This window comes from Clostridioides sp. ZZV15-6383, from assembly GCF_020657735.1.
In the GTDB taxonomy this organism is placed as follows: domain Bacteria; phylum Bacillota; class Clostridia; order Peptostreptococcales; family Peptostreptococcaceae; genus Clostridioides; species Clostridioides difficile_D.
The window spans coordinates 15,814-36,249 of record NZ_JAGWCV010000036.1 but is presented as its reverse complement, the minus strand read 5'-3'; the positions used below and the strand labels follow the sequence as shown (position 1 = coordinate 36,249).

14 protein-coding genes and 1 pseudogene are annotated in these 20,436 nt (G+C 27.0%); 7 read left to right on the top strand and 8 right to left on the bottom strand.

What is annotated here, in order from left to right; genetic code table 11:
• Positions 1-302: 302 nt before the first annotated feature.
• The 5 genes from KGF42_RS13120 to KGF42_RS13100 form a co-directional block, all read right to left on the bottom strand.
• Entirely contained in the window at positions 303-1,244 is a 942-nt protein-coding gene (locus KGF42_RS13120) for a hypothetical protein (RefSeq protein WP_227823051.1), read from the bottom strand.
• Positions 1,245-1,330: 86 nt separating this feature from the next.
• Positions 1,331-2,023 carry a metallophosphoesterase gene (locus tag KGF42_RS13115; protein WP_107594587.1) on the bottom strand — a complete coding sequence of 231 codons (693 nt, stop codon included), beginning with the start codon at positions 2,021-2,023 and terminating at the stop codon, positions 1,331-1,333.
• 108 nt (positions 2,024-2,131) lie between these two features.
• Entirely contained in the window at positions 2,132-2,944 is an 813-nt protein-coding gene (locus tag KGF42_RS13110) for a GTP pyrophosphokinase family protein (protein WP_054272352.1), read from the bottom strand.
• A gap of 50 nt (positions 2,945-2,994) precedes the next feature.
• Positions 2,995-3,906 (bottom strand): MBL fold metallo-hydrolase, encoded by a 912-nt coding sequence (locus KGF42_RS13105; protein WP_054272351.1) that lies wholly within the window; start codon positions 3,904-3,906, stop codon positions 2,995-2,997.
• A gap of 40 nt (positions 3,907-3,946) precedes the next feature.
• Entirely contained in the window at positions 3,947-4,696 is a 750-nt protein-coding gene (locus KGF42_RS13100) for a YkgJ family cysteine cluster protein (protein WP_227823052.1), read from the bottom strand.
• Between the two features lie 88 nt (positions 4,697-4,784).
• Here KGF42_RS13100 and KGF42_RS13095 point away from each other — a divergent pair, with 88 nt between their 5' ends.
• The 3 genes from KGF42_RS13095 (at position 4,785) to KGF42_RS13085 (ending at position 10,771) form a co-directional block, all read left to right on the top strand.
• Positions 4,785-5,036, top strand: coding sequence for a hypothetical protein (locus tag KGF42_RS13095; protein ID WP_003417301.1), 252 nt, complete (start codon positions 4,785-4,787; stop codon positions 5,034-5,036).
• 233 nt (positions 5,037-5,269) lie between these two features.
• A complete protein-coding gene (locus tag KGF42_RS13090; RefSeq protein WP_054272349.1) occupies positions 5,270-5,689 on the top strand; it encodes a hypothetical protein in 420 nt (139 codons plus the stop codon).
• 24 nt (positions 5,690-5,713) lie between these two features.
• Positions 5,714-10,771 carry a DUF4132 domain-containing protein gene (locus KGF42_RS13085; RefSeq protein WP_227823053.1) on the top strand — a complete coding sequence of 1,686 codons (5,058 nt, stop codon included), beginning with the start codon at positions 5,714-5,716 and terminating at the stop codon, positions 10,769-10,771.
• 183 nt (positions 10,772-10,954) lie between these two features.
• On the opposite strand, the gene KGF42_RS13080 is transcribed toward KGF42_RS13085, so the two are convergent.
• Positions 10,955-11,692 carry a LytR/AlgR family response regulator transcription factor gene (locus KGF42_RS13080; protein WP_227823054.1) on the bottom strand — a complete coding sequence of 246 codons (738 nt, stop codon included), beginning with the start codon at positions 11,690-11,692 and terminating at the stop codon, positions 10,955-10,957.
• 18 nt (positions 11,693-11,710) lie between these two features.
• Positions 11,711-12,646 (bottom strand): GHKL domain-containing protein, encoded by a 936-nt coding sequence (locus KGF42_RS13075; RefSeq protein ID WP_227823055.1) that lies wholly within the window; start codon positions 12,644-12,646, stop codon positions 11,711-11,713.
• Positions 12,647-12,859: 213 nt separating this feature from the next.
• Here KGF42_RS13075 and KGF42_RS13070 point away from each other — a divergent pair, with 213 nt between their 5' ends.
• From KGF42_RS13070 to KGF42_RS13060, 3 genes are read left to right on the top strand one after another with little or no spacing between them, the layout of a single operon-like run.
• On the top strand, positions 12,860-15,445 hold the full coding sequence (locus tag KGF42_RS13070; RefSeq protein ID WP_227823056.1) for an FtsX-like permease family protein: 2,586 nt from the start codon (positions 12,860-12,862) through the stop codon (positions 15,443-15,445).
• An 11-nt stretch (positions 15,446-15,456) separates the two neighbouring features.
• Positions 15,457-16,128 (top strand): ABC transporter ATP-binding protein, encoded by a 672-nt coding sequence (locus KGF42_RS13065; protein ID WP_227823057.1) that lies wholly within the window; start codon positions 15,457-15,459, stop codon positions 16,126-16,128.
• Between the two features lie 26 nt (positions 16,129-16,154).
• Positions 16,155-16,496 (top strand): hypothetical protein, encoded by a 342-nt coding sequence (locus KGF42_RS13060; RefSeq protein WP_054272344.1) that lies wholly within the window; start codon positions 16,155-16,157, stop codon positions 16,494-16,496.
• 360 nt (positions 16,497-16,856) lie between these two features.
• Here the strand turns inward: KGF42_RS13060 and KGF42_RS13055 are convergent.
• Positions 16,857-17,812: pseudogene (locus tag KGF42_RS13055) on the bottom strand (iron-containing alcohol dehydrogenase); the annotation flags it as partial.
• 910 nt (positions 17,813-18,722) lie between these two features.
• On the opposite strand from KGF42_RS13055, the gene KGF42_RS13050 reads away from it, so the two are divergent.
• Complete coding sequence (locus KGF42_RS13050) at positions 18,723-20,321, top strand: putative manganese-dependent inorganic diphosphatase (protein ID WP_227823058.1); 1,599 nt, start codon at positions 18,723-18,725, stop codon at positions 20,319-20,321.
• Positions 20,322-20,436: the final 115 nt, after the last annotated feature.

Below are 20,436 nucleotides of genomic sequence, written 5' to 3'. Positions count from 1 at the left end.
AATTTTTTCTACTTTCGTAACTTTCACACTTAGGTTTATTTCATCCTTATGTTTTAGTTTGGTTAGCTTTAGGGGTTTTTAGCAATTCAAGTAGTATTGGATAGGTTATATCCTATCTCTACATATAGGTTTCCCTATATGCTGACTATTTTAGCTACTAACTCATGACTAAAGTCACAAGTGTGCGTAGCTATTTTTTAATCAAGGTTCCTTTGAGTAATCCCCATAAAAAACATATTTAGCTTTCCTATACTCTGCTTATTCATCGTAATCTCCCTTTTAACTTATATCCTTAAATCTTATTAATTGATATTATTTGTTTCTGCATTATTTATCTCTTCTTTTAAATCATTCAATCTATTTTTAAAGCTTTCTATCTGCTTGTCTGATAAATCAAGATATGCAGTTATCTTCCCTATATATTTAGGGCTTTTAGTATTTATTAATTTTAAAGCACTTTCCATAGATTTTTCTCTAAGCTCATAAGCTTTCTTTACATCATCTCTAGCGTTACTCAATGTTTCTGTATATTCTTCCTTAGAAAGTTCTGGAATTTGCATGTTTTTATACTCTTTTACAACTTCCTTACACTTATCTCTAGCATTTGTAACATCTTTTTTTATACTAGATAACTTAGTTATGTTTTTTGCTAGATCTTTAGTGTAAGGTATACATTCTCTCATTGGAACTAAAGCTACTCTTTCTATATTATAAATTTCTTTCTTAAAAATTCCTATACTTTCTATATCTATTTTTTTTATATCTTCACTATTGTTTTCTTTACTTGTATAATTGCTCTTTTCTTTTGTAATACTTTCTTGTTTTTCTGATTCGCCATTTACCGAAGCATTACTATTAGAATAATTATTTTCTTTTACATCATTACTTTCTTCTTTATCACTGTCTTTACTTTGTGTATGTTTATCTTGTTTACTATTTAAGTCTTTATTATTTGATAACTCTTCATTGTTTTTCTTATTCTGTTTTAAATCAGTACTTTCTTTTTCTTTAAAGTTTGATACATACTTTTCATCATATGTCTCATCAGAAATATAATTGTGATAATACATAGATTCTTTTATTTTATTAAGCCCACTCATGTAAATATTACTTATCATTATTGTTGTAGCTAATACTACATAAATACTACTGTAGATACAAGACCTCTTAAAATTCTTGTAATTTCTGAATATCACTACTAAAGGAATAAGATATAAAAATATAAAAACTAATATCCACCTCATAAGTCGTGTCTCCTTTCTCAAAACCGAAATCCCTCAAATATTTATTTTTAATCATGTATCTTATAGTATTTACCAATTTATGTTTTTTAATCGTGAACTTTTATTAAATTAAATTCTGTATAGTCACAAGATGCTAATGTATATTCAACTCCATTTCGAATCCCCTTCAATCCCATTTTAAAAGATTCTTTACCATGCAAGTGACCATAAATCACCTTTTCAACATTATATTCTTCAAATAACTTTGTAAATAAAGATTCTTCTAATTTATCATTTGTAGGAGGATAATGAGTAATCACAATTATTTTTGAGTGACCATTTTTACGAGCAGATTCTAATGATAATCTCAATCTATGTTCTTCTCTTTTATAAACTTTTTCATCAGTCTCATCAAATTTAACATCATTAGGACATATCCATCCCCTACCTCCACAAATTGCATAATCTTTATATTCATAAAAATTCGTCTGAATAAAACGCATACTTTCATACAGCTTATTTAAACTTGTAACTGTTGTCCACCAATAATCATGATTTCCTTTTATAAGTATTTTCTGACCTGGAAGTTTACTTATTATATCTAAGTCTTTTTTAGCTTCTAATAAATTAATTCCCCAAGATGTATCTCCTAGCACTAATACCATATCTTCTTCCTTAACAACTTCTTTCCAATTATCTATAATCTTCTTTTCGTGACCATCCCAATTGTTTCCAAAGATATTCATTGGCTTATTGACTGATGTTGAAAAATGTAAATCACCTATAGCATATAAACTCATAATATCATTCCTTTCTTGATTACACTAAATAGGCTGTCCCTTTTTAGAAATTATTTTCCATTAAGAGGCAGCCTCATTAATATTTAGTAAATTTTCTACAAGTAGTTTTTACTGAACTACTTTATCATCTACCTTAGTATCCTTATATTGCTCTAATAATATATCTATTTCTTGTTTTAATTCCAAAATTTCAGTTATATTTTTATCTGTTTCAGTTCTATCAAGTTTTCTTTGATACTGCATAGCTTTATGTGTATCACCCAAGTCATATAATTCTTGTATTCTATTTAGAGTATCTCTAATCGCTATAGACTTCATTTGGTACATAGCCTGAGCTTTCATTATGTCCTCTCTTATTTCACTCATTTCTTGGTCTAAAAGAAACGCAGCATCAGATGCTCTTCTAAGTCTTTCAGCAAGAGTCTCAGGTATGTAATGGTCATATTTATATTTTAATGAATGTTCTATTGTAGCCCAGAAATTCATTGCAAGAGTTCTTATTTGTATTTCACATATAATTTCCTTTGAACCCGCAATGGAGTTTATAGGATATTTTATTATAACATGATAGCTTCTATAACCACTATCTTTGTAATTTGTAATATAATCTTTTTCTCCTATTATAGTCATATCATTTCTTACTTTTATCAAATCAACTATAGCATATATATCCTCAACAAACTGGCACATTATTCTTATACCAGCAATATCATCAATTTCAGTTTCTATATCTTTTGCATTTAACCTTTTTAATTTAGATATTATGGAAGATATTTTTTTTGTTCTACCTGTAACAAACTCTATGGGAGAATATTCGCCTTTTGCTAAATACTCTTTTCTTATATTTTTAAATTTTATTTTCAATTCCTCTACTGCATGTTCATAAGGTGCTAGTATTTCATTCCATTTTTCGTATTCCATATTGCTCACCCTTTATTTGTTTTTTATGACCTTCTTTATTCTATCATAATTTATTTTGTTTTTGTATAGTAAAGCAATTCTCCATTTTCCAATATATACCCTATTTCTTCTAAATCAACTAAGTAACTTATAACAGATACTAACGAAGATTTAAAAAAATGATACTCTTTATAATTATTGCTTAAATTATTGTTATTTATAATGTTTTTTAATAAAATTTCTAAAGATTTTGGTTCTTTAAGTAACGTTCTTATTTGATATAAATATTTTTCTAAGGCAATCAAATGTTTTTCGATTAATTTATAAGAATCTTCTTTTGATATAACTTGCTTCCCATGCCCTAAAACTAAGTACTCAAAATCTATATTTTTTAATTTTTCTAATGAATTTATTTGCTCCTGTATATCATATAGAAACAAAAAATCATATTTTGAGAGAATTTCATCTCCTATCAATAAGTCTCCAACAAAAATCACCTTATCTTTTGTCAAAACAGCTATACTACCAGGTGTATGACCTTGAAATTCAATTATATCAAACATTTCATTGTTTAATTCAAGCTTCCCTACTTCTATAGATTTATCTATTTTTATATCATCCAACATTTTATTTTTTAAGATATTATCCATAAATACATTACTCTTTCCCCCAACAATATACTTTGAAAATAATTCTGGATTTTCTATATATAATTTATCGTATTCAGATGACATTATACACACGTCTTTATAATAATCTTTAAATTGATTACATGCTCCATAGTGGTCATCATGACCATGAGTATTTATAATATATCTAACTTGTATTTTATTTTCATCTAATACTTTAGTTACTCTTCTAGGCCTTGAACCACATAATCCTGGGTCTATCATAAGAGCTGTGTTATCTTCAAATACATATATTCCTGTATTCGTGCCACCTTTTATAAAAAAGGTATTTCCTTTTACTTTTGTAAGATTCACCTTATTCACCTCATTTTGACAATATTTATGATACAATTTATTACTTATTAATATAAGACTCTACAAGAATAATTCTTTTTATTCTATCAATAGTTCTTTTTCTTATTTTGTCTTCTTTAGATATCCTTATTTTTACATTATATGCTAAATCTCTATAAAGTAATGACTCTATAAAATATTCAACTATACCTCTATCCCTAAAATCTATGTCTATGTTTCCACTAGAATAAATCTTTGAGTCTAATGTCATAAGCTTATCAGAAAAACTTAATCTCTCAGATTTACTTAAATAATCTCTATTTGGAACAAATCTATCACAATAATCTATTCTATAGTTTACTACTTCATCATTTATTTCAAATCCATATTGTTCTTTCATTAATTCTTTATAGTCATTATTCTTCTTAGTAACGTTATCTAGATTTTTATTATAGTCTTCTTTTTTCCAATGACCAAACATCCTACAATTTAATGGTCTAACTTCATATATTAAACATCTGTTGTTATTATCTTTAAATGGACACGAGTTCTTTCTTGCATACTCTTCAAAATAGTAATCTAATACTTTGCTTATACAACTTTTTTTTAATTCAACTCTCTCTTCAAGATAACAAAATATATTCAAAAACTCAATTAAATTTATACCTACTGATTCCATACAACAATTTCCACATCCAGAACAACTTCCTGTTGGTAAGGACTCATATATATAATTTAGTTTGCCAAAGAGCTTATTTTTAATGGAATAATCTATACAATTTAAAATATCTTTATTTTTTATACTAGTCATTATTACTACTCCTTGTTATAATTATTAAGTTAATACAAACAATTATTATAACATATTTTTTAAATCTAATCGCATATGGAGGTATTTTATGAATAGATATACAAAAATAATTAACATGATGGGAAGTTATTACACAAAAGACTTCGAGAAGGAAAAAAAGAATGTAATAAAAGTTAGAGAAGTTAAAGAAGATACTGTTAGAAAATTTTTCTTACAAGGTGACTGTGAAGTTCTTGTAGTATTTGAAGATACTGGGAAAGAAATCCTTATTGATGACTTTTCTCCTGAAGAAGACATCAAGAAATATTTAGGAGCAAAATTCATAAATAAAAAAAGATAGTTATCAAAAGTAATTCTAAAATTAAAATTTAATAAATAGATAGTTATAATTTTATATAATCCTAGTTAAAAGTTATCTTTTATTGCTTTTTTAGACTTTAAGATAGCTTTTTTTCTATTTTTTGTAAAATAATCTCATATTTCACATTAATAATTCACAAAATGATATAATATAACAAATAGGTAAATTTTTAAATTCCTAAGTACATAATTAATGTTTTACGAGGTGATTTTATGCAAATTTATTTTAGAGTTAAAGCTGTTGGCAAACGCAAACCTATGCTAGAACTTACCCCCTTTGATGTATCTGATAACATCAATTGCCTAAAAGAGGCTATCTCTGAAATTGTATCTAAAAATGTTCTTGAATATAATGAGAAAATTCCAGAAAAATCAATAGTAAACTTCTTAACTAGTGAAGAAATTGAATCTCAAGCTGATATTGGAAAAGTTGGGTTTGGCTCTATTTACAATGAAAACAAACAATCCACAGAAAAAGCAATAGAAGTAGCATTACAAGCATTTGAAGATGGAATTTATAAAGTACTTATAAATGAAGATATTATTGAAAAACTTGATTCCCCTATAAATTTGAAAAGTGGAGATATCTTTACTTTTATAAGACTTACTTTACTTGCTGGAAGAATGTTTTAAAATAAATAATTTGGAGGTACATAAATGTTGGAACGTACTAGAGTAGAAAAAAACCCTAAAATAATTGAAAATTTTAAAAATAATTTTACTAAATCTTCTTCAAAAAAATACTATGACTTAGCAAAATCTCTTTGGGACTGCATAGAAAATAGTTCATATTATTATAGAGAACCTGAAGACAAATTCTTAAATATAATAAATAAATACTACAATTGCTATTACTATGAGATTAAAAATATAGATGAACTCCTTTCTGGTCCTTTAAAAAATGCATTAGAATTAATATTTACTTCTGAACAAGTAGAAGAACTTTGCCAGTTGATTAAAAGAAAGATGGATTATACATATTCAGGAGGGTATTATCGTAAAGGGTATCGCTCAAATAAACTTGTGGATTATTTTAGTGGAATAATCAGATTTATTTCAAACTATATTGATTTGATTTATTATGATTTTTCAGTTATAGATTATCTTACTCTTCCAAATAAGGTCTTATACTATGACTCTATAATGAGTGATAAAATAGCACTGGAAATAGACAAAGGAAATCAAGAAGTAATAAGTGCATTGGAAGAAGTAATATTTGGAGAAAATCAAACTGCCCTACTTACAAGACAAATGATAATTGGCATTATGAAAAGTCATAGTGAAAAATGCTATGAAATACTTTCTAAACTTCTTTTAGCAGCTAAACAACAAGAAGGGCTTAGACAGCAAATTGTAGAGAGTTTAGATGAAGGTACAGTCCCTGCATCAATATACCTGTTAAAAACTATCTTGGATAATAATTTAGAGAGATTTAGTTCTGTTATAAGAGCCTTGGACACATGGACAGGACTTGGCTTTTCAGACCAAAAACCTGGAATAATACGTAAGTGCTTAGAACTTTCATATAAATCATTGACTGATGAAAAATTCCGTATAGAATCAATTAATAGCAATGATAACCTTGAAATTTACTTTGCCTTATGGTCTACTGCAACTTATAACATCTATGACTCTTACCCTCTTATTAAAAATTTACTTTCTTGTCAGGAAAAATATAAAAAACTTGTAGCTCTTTACTTTTTATCGCATACAGAAAGCACATATTTTAAACATTCTATAGCATCTAAAAACATTAAGGGCGATGATTTAGAGATACTAGCATGGGTAATTAGAAATTTCTATGTAGAAAGTTCTGTTGGCTACTACTATAATTGGCAAAACAGAGAAACCATTTTTGACTTGTCAAACACTCCAATTGACAAAGACTTTTATGCTAGAAAAGAACAATTTGAAAGTCTAAAACATGCTTTAGAAATTTTAAACTCAAAGACTAAATCCTTTTTAGGAAGTGTATTTCCATGGACTTGGATTGAAATTTCTTCTCATGAGATACTTAAGTGTATGATGACTCTAACAGCATACGATATGAATACCCAATTTATAGATGTTCTCATGGAAAATTGTCATCTTATGAGTTCAGACTTAAGAGCTTCACTTATAGTTAATTTTATAAATGAACCAAAAACGGATAGACAACGTGATTTCTTATTGGAATGTTTAAGTGATAAGAGTGTTTACAACAGAGAAACTGTATTGAGTCTACTTAGAAAACTTGAGCTAACAAATATAGAGCTAGACAAAATAACCAATCTGCTTTCTTTAAAGACAAGCTCTATTAGACAAACAGTGATAAAAATTTTACTTGAACAAAATGATTCAAAACTAGAGAATATTGCTTCTTCACTGATAAAATCTTCAAACTCGCAAAAATGCCTTGGAGGTCTTGAAATTGTAAACTTATTGAAAGACAATGCTGATAGACAAGAACTATATAGTAAGCTTATTTTACTAGTAGAAGATATTGATAAATCTAAAAAGAATATATCTCAAGTTCAAATACTAATTGATAATTTATTAGGTAAAGCAAAAAATGATTATTGTAAAGAAAATGGTTTTGGAATATATAGCCCTGAAAATAAGGTTCAAATTCCTGAACAGTTTGGTTTTAAAGAAGATTCATCTAGTTCATCAAAACTTAATAAAATTATTTCCAACATAAGTTTATCTTCAAGTGAAGATTCTATTTCTATATCAACAAAAAGAGAAGCAAAAAAAATACTTGATACAGATATAGATAAAGTAATAAAAGTTTATGAAAAATTTGATGAACTTATTACTGAAAATGCAGATTATGAATATGAAGTTGAAAGATGGTCAGGTAATGTAGAAAAAGTACTTTTAGGTTACTCTACTTATAATTTGACTCCTATTAAATATAAGGCTTCTAATGATACTCTAGATAATTATCCATTATCAGAACTTTGGAGAGAAACTAGTAAAAAACTTGACTTAGACTACAAATTAATACTTGATATTTTATTTTATAGTATAAGTATATGTGGATATAATGAAACAGAAAAAAGTTGGTTTTCATCTATCTATTCAAATGTCCTTGACTCTAAAAAACAAAAGAAAATATATACAAAACTTGAAAAATTGAAATTTAATGGACTTACAAGAAGACTTTTAAGAGTCTTACTAAATGAGTTTGACCATAAAGAGATATTTGACTATTGTTTAGATATATACTACAAGCTTAGAAACTTATTGACTATAGAACAATGTAAAAAACAAAGAGTTGAATTTACTAAGAACTACTACAGACAAAATGAATACTGCCCTGCTTTAGATGCTCCTATTTTAAATTATTGGCTTGATAAAACACATTCATTTATTTATGATGATATTTCTTTTACTAAGTTTTTCTATACTACATTTTCAAATTATCAGTTATTAGAATATAAATTCCCTTTTTATACTGGCATAAATGTATTTGCTCGTGCACATGAATTAGGATTAATGACTGAAGAACAAGTTAATAGAGAAATGATAAGTGGATACAATGCAGTAAATATAATAAGAACGTTAACAAATCCTAGATGGGCTGGTGACACATTAGAAAAGTATCCTTGGCTTAAAGATAACTTAAAAACTGTTACAAACAAAATTATAGAAATTGAATCACGTAGAGGTGATATGCCAACAGAGGTGTCTCATCTAGCTAATAATATACAATACTTTGAAGGTATAAATTATTTTGTAAATATCTTAGTTGCTCTTGGTAAAGAAACTTTCCAGAGAGGATATTCATATGGTAGTAATTATTCAAAAAAAGATGTTTTAAGTTCTCTGCTTAAAAATTGCTATCCTACTAAAGAGGACGACTCAAAAGAGTTAAAAAAGTTACTTAAAAATACTGACATTACTGAACTTAGATTAATAGAAGCTGCTATGTATGCCCCTCAATGGGTCAACATAATTGAAAAATATTTAAACTGGAAAGGTCTAAAAAGTACAATTTGGTACTTCCATGCACATATAAATGAGGGATTCTCTGCACAAAAAGAATCAGAAGTTGCTCTATTCTCCCCTATTTCACCACGTAGTTTCATTGATGGTGCATTTGATGTAGATTGGTTTTTAGATTCGTATAAGACTATTGGGGAAGAAAGATTCAATATACTTTACAAATCAGCTAAATATATAACTAGTGGTGGTAACTCTCATAGACGTGCACAACTTTACGCTGATGCTACACTTGGTAAACTTGATAAAGACATGTTAATGAAAGAAATTGAAACAAATAGAAATCAAGATAAATTAAGAAGTTTCTCTTTACTTCCTATGAAAAAAGGAGACCTAAAAGAAGCAACCTTCCGTTATGAATTTATTCAAAAGTTTGCTAAAGAAAGCAAGCAATTTGGTGCACAACGTCGTGAAAGTGAATCAAAAGCTTGTACTATAGCGCTAGAAAATCTAGCTAGAAGTGCTGGATTTGGAGATGTAAATCGTATGATGTGGGCTCTTGAGACTGAAAAACTAAATGAAGTTGCTCATCTATTTAAACCAAAAGATATTGATGGAACTTCAATCTGGATAGATGTTGATGAAAATGGAAAAGCATCCACTAAAGTTCAAAAAGGCGATAAAACTTTAAAGAGTATACCAAAAGCTATTGCTAAACATCCATATGTACTTGAACTTAAATCTGTTCAAAAAGATTTAAAGAGTCAGTATTCTCGTGCAAAACAGAGTTTAGAGCAAGCTATGAAAAATGAAATAGTATTTACAGTTAAAGAAATCTCCAATATCTATAAAAATCCAGTTATCTGCCCTTTGATTAAAAATCTAGTATGGGTATGTGATGATAATATTGGATATGTTTATAATGATAAGTCTAAGTTCTTTATTTGCAATATAGAAGGTGAAACTTATAAATTAACAGCAAAAAATAAATTAAAACTTGCACATCCAGTTCATTTGTTTGAGTCTGGTAAATGGAGTGAATTCCAACATGACTTATTTAGTAAGCAAATTGTTCAACCATTTAAGCAAGTGTTCCGTGAATATTATAGAATAAATGCTGACGAATTATCTGAAAAAACTATATCTCGTAGATACGCTGGTCACCAAATCCAGCCAAAGAAAACTGTAGCACTTCTTAGAAATCAACTTTGGACTGTCGATTACGAAGAAGGATTACAGAAAGTGTTTTATAAAGAAAATATAGTAGCAAAAATGTTTGCACTTGCAGATTGGTTTTCACCAGCAGACATTGAGCCTCCTACTATTGAAACATTAGAATTTTTTGATAGAAAAACTTATAAAAGCTTAGAATTAACTTCTATACCTCCAATTATATTCTCAGAAGTTATGCGTGATATAGACCTTGTTGTAAGTGTCGCTCATGCTGGTGGTGTTGACCCTGAAACGAGTCACTCTACTGTAGAAATGCGTATAGCAATTGCTAAAGAACTTTTATTATTGTTAAAGATTAAGAATGTCAACTTTGAAGGCTCTCATGCTCTTATCGCAGGTAATTTAGGTGAGTATTCTGTACATATGGGTTCTGGTATTGTACATAAAAAAGGAATGGGTGCTTTAAATATACTTCCTGTACATTCTCAAAGTAGAGGTAAGATATTCCTTCCATTCGCTGATGAAGACCCTAAAACTGCTGAGATTATGTCTAAGATATTATTGCTTTCTGAAGATAATAAGATTAAAGACCCTAGTATCTTAAGTAATTTATAAATATAAAACTACATCTAGAATATATTGGACTTTCTAATTTTTTAAAGAAAGTCCAATATATCCTACACTATAATTTATATAGATTAAATCATAATTACAAATAATTTTTATATAAACTTCTCTTATACATTATCTTTACAGTACTTATTATATTACACAAAAAGAATTTTTCTTCTCTTTTCACTAGAATCTTTTAACCCTATAAAATCTATATAGAAAATCTTTTTCTAGAGATTTGTTTAATATAGCATTTTCTTGAAAATTTATAAACCTTATCTCTAATGAAGATTTATTTATAGGTATAACCTTATGTATAAACCTTAAATTTACTATGTATTGTCTATGAGTCATAAAGAAATTAGGAGGTAGGCGTTTTTTTAAATCATCAAAATTCTCATAAAACTTTATTATATCTTCATCTTTAGTGTATAGATTAATTGCTCTTGAATTTTTCTCAAACATAACTATATCATCAAAATTAATCATATGTATCTGCTTCCTTATTTTATATACAAAAAGAGTGTCTTCTATAAAATTATTATTAGCAATTTTATGGGAGTTGATATGGTCTATTGCTATATTAATTGAATCAAGTATTTTTTCTTTTTTAAATGGTTTAACTACAAAGTCTATAGGATGCACTTTAAAGCTTTTAAGACTATAATCAGCAAAACCTGTCACAAATATTATATGTATATCCTTATCTATAGAAAGAATTTCTTTGGCAGAATCAATCCCATTTTTATATGGCATATCAATGTCAATAATCAATAAATCTATTTTCTCGTTTTTTATAAATTCAATTGCCTCTATACCATCCTTAACTTTTTTAACATAATCTACATATCCAGATTCTTTAACTATATTTGCTATATCATCTCTTACAATTTTATCATCATCACAAATCAAAACTTTTATCACAGACTTTTCTCCTCTTAACTAATAATATTTTGGGATTAAGATTACAAATTCAGTTAAAAAATCATCACTATTTACAAATATACTATAATCATACTTATCTAATATGTTTTTAACTAGATGTAGCCCATACCCCCTATCTTGCCCCTCTTTAGTACTAAAGCCATCCCAAAAGATACTTTCAACATTATGTATTTTAGGACCATTATTTTTTATAACTATAATATACTGAAATTCATCTTCATATGCATGTAATCTTATATATTTCTTTTCCTTTTTTATAGCAGACAAAGACTCTATTGCATTGTCTATTATGTTTAATAGTACTGAACTCATATCATTAGGTTCAATCTCTAAATTATCCATAAAATCTTGAATATAGACATCAAAAGATATATCCTTTTCAATACATTCCTCGTATTTTAATGAAACTATAGCATCTAGATAAGATACTTTTCCATACCTTGAATTTTTTGATTTAAAACTATTTGATATATTCATTATATATTCTTTGGCGTCTTCATCTAGCCCAGTATTTAATAGAGAGTATACTACTTGCAAATGTTTCAAATAGTCATGTTTTTGACTTCTTAATTTGATGATTATATTGTCCTTATGATTTATTTTACTGTCTAGTCTTTGTAGCTTGGATTCTTGCTCATTGTTATTATTTATCAATATTATAACTTTAAATCCTGTATAACAACTTAAAATAATTAAAATTAAAAAAAGTACAATATTTAATACTCCTTCAAGTAAAAAATTATATCCTAAACTTAATTGTATATACTTAGTACCCTCCATGAATAAAATCAATGCAAAACACGATATAAAAAATGTTAATATGCCTCTTTTTAATATGTCTAATTCTTTGTAAAACTTGTACTTATTCATTATAAGATTGCTAAATATAAACAAAGTTAGTATTACTATAGGAAATACAAAATTGTTCTCCATGATTCCCCTCCCCTCTATATGAGAATTATATCATGTTAAAAAATTTATGTAAAAAGTTTATGTAAAAAGTTAAAATTTACATATAGATTAATTAAAATTGTAAAAACACAATTAAATTTGTACAATTAACTACTTAAAATTTGAAAATACTTACTTTGCTATATATTTTAGATAAATATATAATTGATTTAGTTAAGAAAGGAAGTGGTAAATATGAAAGATAATCTGAAAATAGTATTAAGGTACATAAAAAGTTATAAAGCTAGGTCTTTAGCGATTGCTGTGAGTATAATTCTTGCTGTAACACTCATTGTTGGTATTGGTACACTCTCAAGAAGTGCTCAGCAAGCAGAAGTAGATAAATTGAAGAGAGATCTTGGAGCTGACCATGTATATTTTAAAGATATAAATAAAAATCAGTTAAAACTCATAAAATCTAGCAAAGAGATTAAAAATTTAGGTATAACATCTCACTATGGTTTTACAGATGTTAATGAAAAATTACCTATAAACATAGAATATGTGAATAAAAATTATTTGACTAGTCATTCTAAGCTTATAAAAGGTCACTTTCCAAAAGATAACAATGAGGTGGTAGTGGAAAAATGGGTTTTAAATAGTATGGGTTTAAAACCAGAAATAAATCAAGACCTTACTCTTAAATTATTCAAAAAAGAAAAACCAGAGACGTTTAAAGTTGTAGGAATACTTGAAGATAGAGCTATTCAGAAAAAAGAGGGTATGTGTGAAATTTTTTTGAATATCAATGAGTCAAAATTGAATAACTTTTCTTATGTTTATGTTGAATTTAATGAGGGCAGTGATATAAATACAAACATAAATAATATAGTAAAAAATACTATGTTGGATAAGAATAGTGTTGGAAAAAATAAAATGCTTATAGAGTCTACTATGGAAAATGGTACTTTAGATGACTCAAGTAAATATACTGCAATTGCTATGAGTCTATTTTCTGGTATTGTAATATATAGTATCTATGTTATATCAATATACCAAAGAGTACAGGAATATGGTATCTTAAGAGCCATTGGAGCCACTAACTTTAGGATTTTTAAACTTATGTTTTATGAACTTTTCATACTTGCTTTGATAGCAATACCTGCAGGTATATGTATAGGTATTGGTGGTGCACAAATATTTAATAGGACTGCAGGAAATATTCAATTTGAAGGAGACATAAGGGTAACACCTTTTGTTATTTCAGATAAAATAATCTTTCTATCAATTGGATGTATAATACTGACAATACTAATTATAAGTTTCTTTACGTATTTAAAGATAAGAAGAATTTCTCCTATCGATGCTATAAGAAAAACTTTTGGAACTGATAAAAATATAAACAAAGTTAATTCTTTAATATCAAAATTAACTTTAAATATATCAGTAACAAAATCTATATCTGCTAAAAATATACTTAGAAATAAAAAGGGATTCATCATAATTATATTATCCATGAGTATAGGAGGTATAATGGTCATAAAGGAAAATTATAAATATTCTTTTTCAGATATACAAAACAAAGATGGTCAAGAAAAAACATATATGAATGCGGATTTTATTCTATCAAATCTTACTTTCAAATTAGGTGAAGCTTATAAGGTTAATTCTATCTTTGATATAAATGGTCTTAATGATAATCAGATAGACAAAATAAAAAATATAGACGGAATTGATAAAGTCAAAACTGCTAGCATCTTGAATACAAAAATAGAATTAGATAAAATAAATAGATTAGATTACTACGACATTATAGGTTCAACACCTTATTTTAAGGAGTTTCCTCTATTGACCAAAAATAAGACTACTGACAAATATACGCTAGAGCAAAGGTTAAGAGGTTATAATGATGAGATGATAAATTCATTAGAGAAATACTTAGTGAGTGGAAGTATAAACTTAGAAAAAATGAAAAAGGAAAACCTGGCTATAGTATATGTCCCACAAATTTCTAAAACAAATAAATACAGCAAGAGTTATACACCTGGTGTAGGAACACCCGTTGTAGATATGAAAGTAGGAGATACTATAAAAGTTAAATATCCAAAAGGTGAAATAGATACAGATCTTTATATGAGACAAAAAGATAATTATGAATATCTAGAACATGAATTTAAAGTTGGAGCTGTTGTGAGCTATCCTTTTGCAGATAATAATTCATACTCTGGAGATAATGGTATAGATGTAATAACGAGTAGCGAATATCTAAAAAAATTAACTGGTGTAGATAAATATAACGTAGTTTATATAGATCTTAAAGAAAATGCAAACATAAAAAAAATAAATACACTTTTAGGTAAAATAGGAAGTGAAGTTCCTGGAACTACAACAGTGAATATGTCAGTGGAAAAAGAAAACTCTGATAAAATGACAGCTAGATCTATGATTTATGCTTATGGCATAGTAGCAGTTATGTTCATAATTAGTGTATTTAATATAATAAATAACATAAGTTATAACTTAACTTCAAGAACTAGCGAATTTGGAATGCTAAGGGCTATTGGTATCTCTGATAAAGGATTTAAGAATATGATACTCTATGAGGGAATATTATATGGAGCACTTTCAAGTGTAATTACCATTGTAACAGGTCTTATAATACAGTTTAGAATGTATTACACGTATTATTTTGTATCATATGGATTAGGATTTTCAATAGATTACAAAATATATATCCTAGTTATTTTAGCAAATATAATTGTTGGTATTCTAGCTACATATATTCCATTAAGGAAAATAAATAAAATTGGTATAGTTGAAGCTATAAACATCACAGAATAGGAGGGGTAATTATGCCTATATTGGAAACTATTAACTTAGGTAAGATTTATGGAAAAAAGGAAACATCTGTACATGCACTAAAGGATGCAAATTTAAAAATAAATAAGGGTGAATTTGTTGCGATAATTGGTCCAAGTGGAAGTGGAAAAAGTACATTTCTACATTTAGTAGGTGGTCTTGAGAGACCAAGTAATGGTACTATAAAAGTTGCTGGTAAAGATATATGTTGTCTTTCAGATAAAGAACTAGCAAGATATAGAAGACAAAAGGTAGGATTTGTCTTTCAACAGTATAACTTAATTCCTGTATTAAATGTAAAGGAAAATATAGAATTACCACTAAAGTTAGACAATAAAAAAATAGATAAAGAATATATTGATGACCTTATAAATTTATTGGGTCTTAATGAAAGGAAAAATCATCTTCCCAATCAATTATCTGGTGGTCAACAACAAAGAGTTGCTATTGCACGTGCTTTATCTGCAAAGCCAAGTATAATCCTAGCAGATGAACCAACAGGAAATTTGGATAGTAAAACTACAGAAGAAGTCATGGATTTACTAAAAAGTTCTATAAAAAAATATAACCAAACACTTATAATAATAACACATAATGAAAGTATTGCTAGAAAAGCAGATAGAATTATATCTATAATAGATGGAGAGCTTAAATTAACACTCTAAAACTATTTATAGAAAAGAGGATTTAAATGTTATTGATTTTAAGTAATTTAAATTTAAACTTGGACTTTGATTACAGAATAATAAGAGAAGAAAATGATGATGTAGATATATTTATAGATATTAATTATCGTAGCCTAGATATAGATACTGATGGTTCTAACTTATTTAATTCTAGAATACAATTTCCATTTGTAAGAGCATTGATTCTAAGGTTAAATAAGAACAATCAATGTATGACAATTCATTTACTAAGAGACATAGATTTATTCTCTGCTTTTGCTAACTTTGAAGTAGATTATACTGACTCTATAATAAACATAAAAAATCAAAATGAGAAAGTTATTCTAAATAAATCTATCAAAAAATAGTAAGGGGGCCTTAATAGGCCCCAGTTCTTTTTCTTTTCTAAACCTATTATATCATGATAAATAAATTAGTCAATAGAATTTTCTGAATATTTTCATAATTTTTTCATAAAGTTTTTTATATATTATGCTTTGAAATTATATGTAATAAAAAAATTTTCTGACTAATTTTAAAGCTAATTGATTAAATTCACATATTCAAAATTAATATGCTTTTCCTGACTTTTTATCATTTCCATTTAGGATTTAAGTTATAATCTATTATTAATAACTATTTATATACATCTCTAATAAAACTCTATTTATATATAAATCTAATAATTTATATACAAATCTAATAGAACCTATATTCTACAATGAATATTATTTACCATAATAAATTTTTAGATATATCTCTTTTAATTCACTCATCAATGGGTATCTAGGATTAGCACCTGTACATTGGTCATCAAAAGCTTGTTCAACCATAGCATCCAATCTTTCTAAGAATTTAGATTCTTCTACCCCAGCCTCTTTTATAGTCTTAGGAAGACCCACTTTTGCCTTTAGTTCATCTATTGCTTTTATAAGGTTATCTACTTTTTCTTGGTCTGTATTTCCCTTAATTCCTGCAAAAGAAACAAATTCAGCATATCTTTGTATACAATCAGGATATCTGTATTGTGAGAATGCACCCATCTTATTTGGAGCTTCTGCACAATTGAATTTGATTACTTCATTTATTAATAACGCATTTGCAACACCGTGTCGAACATGGTGGAATACACCCAATTTATGTGCTAAAGAGTGACATATTCCTAAGAAGGCATTTGCAAAAGACATTCCCGCCATAGTTGATGCCATTGCCATTTTTTCTCTTGCTTCTTTATCATTCTTTCCATTTTTATATGCACGAGGTAGATATTCAAATATTATTTTACCTGCTTGTAGTACTAAACCATCAGCTGGTTCAGTTCTTAACATAGATACATATGCTTCTAGTGCATGTGTTAAGGCATCAACACCTGATGATGCTGTTAGTCTTGGGGCATCTCCATCATCATATCAGCATCAATTATAGCCATATTTGGCATTAATTCATAATCTGCTAGTGGATATTTTACCCCTGAATCTTGGTCAGCTATAACTGCAAATGGAGTTACTTCTGAACCAGTTCCTGCTGAAGTTGGGATAGCAGCAAAGTATGCTTTTTCACCCATCTTAGGGAATACATATACTCTTTTTCTTATATCCATAAGTCTCATAGCTAAATCTTGGAAATCTACTTCTGGATGCTCATACATTACCCACATTATCTTACCAGCATCCATTGCACTACCTATAGCTATCTACTATCTTTTCTTTTTTCTCCATACTAAAAACCTCCCTAAAATAATTAGGCATCTCCCATTTTTATAAATTTTAAATGCATCCTCTATATTTTTAACTTATACTTAAAATAATTTTATAGATTTCGTCTCTATACTTTAGATTTTATTTACTTTACTCTCTTAGGTCAAGAAATTTTTTCTGAATATTTTGTCAATTTATTTTTTAACAAATATATTATTTTTTTTACCTTTACTAAAATTTTTTATCTAAATGAGATGTATTTCATTTAAATAATTTACTTTGACTAGATAAAATACTAAAATGATAATTTATATCTTTCATTTTTTCACTTATTAAATTTTATATGTTATTTGCATGTTATTTGTACAAGTAGTGTATAAAATTTTTGTCGTATTTTTATAAAATGACACTTATTTTTGACTTGTGTGCAATTTTTCTTTTTATAACAACTGTATGGTTTTAAAAAATATACAAACTAAAATTATTCTAATTTCTATAAGTTATTTTTAAATTAATATACAATAATTATGCTTTTCATATATGTAAATAATTTTTATATTAAGTTCGTTAAATTTTTAATTATAATATATATACAAAATTTTTTACAGCATAAAATATTTATAAATTTTTAGTTTATTAACGTATTAATTAATTTTTTCGCAGGTATATTTAATCAATTTATTTCAAATAAAAATAAATTTGATTGGATATTTAATTGGGTAAAAATATATATAATAATGATTTTTATATTAAATTTGTAGTATTTATGTAAGAAATAAATTTTATATAATATTTTTTCACTAAATTTTTTTCTTTTTACAACAAATACTCACTACCTTTTGATATAATATTTTTATCAATTATTATTTATATTCAAGTTTTGAAAGGAGTATTAAAATGAGTTTATTAGTTTTCGGACATAAAAATCCAGATACAGATTCAATATGTTCTGCAATTTCATTAGCACATTTAAAAAACAAACTAGGAATAAAAGCAACAGCTTATGCTTTAGGAGATATCAGAAAAGAAGCTAAATATGCCTTAGATTACTTTAAGGTAGATGCACCTGAAATTTTAGATAATGTTAGAATACAAGTTAGAGATTTAAATTATGATAAAGTAGTACCTTTGACTCCAACTTCATCTATATTAGAAGCTTATAATCTTATGGATGAAAAAAATGTTAAAACGCTACCTGTAACTTATGATGATGGAACTTTTGCTGGTATCATTACTATGAAAGAAATAGCTAAAAACCTACTTCATCAACACTTTACAACTATACACACATCACTATCAAATATTTGTAAAAATCTTAATGGTACTATACTTGTAGATTGTGGTGAAAATGTAAAAGGTAGAGTAGTTACTTTATCATTTGGAATGGAAACTCTAATAGAGACTTTAAAAGAAGGAGACATAGCTATTGTTGGTGATAGATATGATAGTATTGAATATGCTATTGATACAAAAGTTAAACTTTTAATACTTACTAATCATACAGAGATTTCAAAAGATTTGCTAGCTCTTGCTAAAATGAATGGAGTGTCTGTTGTTTCTGTTGAAAGTGATAACTATAAAACTTCTAATGTAATAAATCAATGTAGTTTCTTAGACTCTATAGAAGCCACAGAAAATCTAATTACATTCAAAGAAGATGACTACATGGATGAAATAAAAGAGATTATGCTAGAGACTAACTTCAGATCTTATCCTATATTAGATGATGATAATAAGTTCTTAGGGTTGGTTTCAAAAGGTCATCTATTAAATCCATCTAAAAAGAATGTCGTTTTAGTTGACCATAATGAATATGCTCAAAGTGCTGATGGAATTGAACAAGCAAATATAGTTGAAATAGTTGACCATCATAAACTTGGTGGTATTTCTACTGACGTTCCTATGTCATTTAGAGTTATGCCTGTTGGATGCAACAGTACTATAATTTATCAAATTTACAAAGAAAATAATGTTGAAATACCTTATGAAATAGCTGGTCTTCTTTTATCTGCTATATTATCAGATACATTATTATTTAAATCTCCAACAACAACTGACATGGATAAAAAAGCTTGTGAAGAATTAAATAAAATAGCAAAAGTAGACATGGAAAAATATGCTATGGACATGTTTAAATGTGGTACTTCTCTAGATGAATATACTATAGAAGAAATAGTAAATATGGATTTTAAAGAGTTTAATATGAGTGGACACAGAGTTGGTATTGGACAAGTGTTTACTTTAGACATAGACTCTATATTTGCTAAAAAAGATGAGTTTTTATCTTATATAAATTCAACTGATTATGATAAATTAGTTCTTGCAGTTACAGATATAATCAAAGAAGGTTCTTATTTAATCTATAAGGCAGAAGATAGATTAATTGCTAATGCATTTGGTGTTGAAGGTGTTCAAGGTACATTTGCACCAGGTGTTGTATCAAGAAAAAAACAATTAGTGCCTAATTTAACTACTGCAATCAAAAACTTTAAATAATATAAAATCTTTAAACAAAAAAACTGTTTCAAATCTATATTTGAGACAGTTTTTTTATTATACATATATTGATATTAAAGCTAAATAAAAATCCATAATGCTAAAAGTTTTGTGA

Coding starts and splice junctions, on each gene's coding strand:
- KGF42_RS13120 (WP_227823051.1), bottom strand. CDS start 1,244: ATGAGGTGGATATTAGTTTTTATATTTTTATATCTTATTCCTTTAGTA.
- KGF42_RS13115 (WP_107594587.1), bottom strand. CDS start 2,023: ATGAGTTTATATGCTATAGGTGATTTACATTTTTCAACATCAGTCAAT.
- KGF42_RS13110 (WP_054272352.1), bottom strand. CDS start 2,944: ATGGAATACGAAAAATGGAATGAAATACTAGCACCTTATGAACATGCA.
- KGF42_RS13100 (WP_227823052.1), bottom strand. CDS start 4,696: ATGACTAGTATAAAAAATAAAGATATTTTAAATTGTATAGATTATTCC.
- KGF42_RS13095 (WP_003417301.1), top strand. CDS start 4,785: ATGAATAGATATACAAAAATAATTAACATGATGGGAAGTTATTACACA.
- KGF42_RS13090 (WP_054272349.1), top strand. CDS start 5,270: ATGCAAATTTATTTTAGAGTTAAAGCTGTTGGCAAACGCAAACCTATG.
- KGF42_RS13085 (WP_227823053.1), top strand. CDS start 5,714: ATGTTGGAACGTACTAGAGTAGAAAAAAACCCTAAAATAATTGAAAAT.
- KGF42_RS13075 (WP_227823055.1), bottom strand. CDS start 12,646: ATGGAGAACAATTTTGTATTTCCTATAGTAATACTAACTTTGTTTATA.
- KGF42_RS13070 (WP_227823056.1), top strand. CDS start 12,860: ATGAAAGATAATCTGAAAATAGTATTAAGGTACATAAAAAGTTATAAA.
- KGF42_RS13065 (WP_227823057.1), top strand. CDS start 15,457: ATGCCTATATTGGAAACTATTAACTTAGGTAAGATTTATGGAAAAAAG.
- KGF42_RS13060 (WP_054272344.1), top strand. CDS start 16,155: ATGTTATTGATTTTAAGTAATTTAAATTTAAACTTGGACTTTGATTAC.
- KGF42_RS13050 (WP_227823058.1), top strand. CDS start 18,723: ATGAGTTTATTAGTTTTCGGACATAAAAATCCAGATACAGATTCAATA.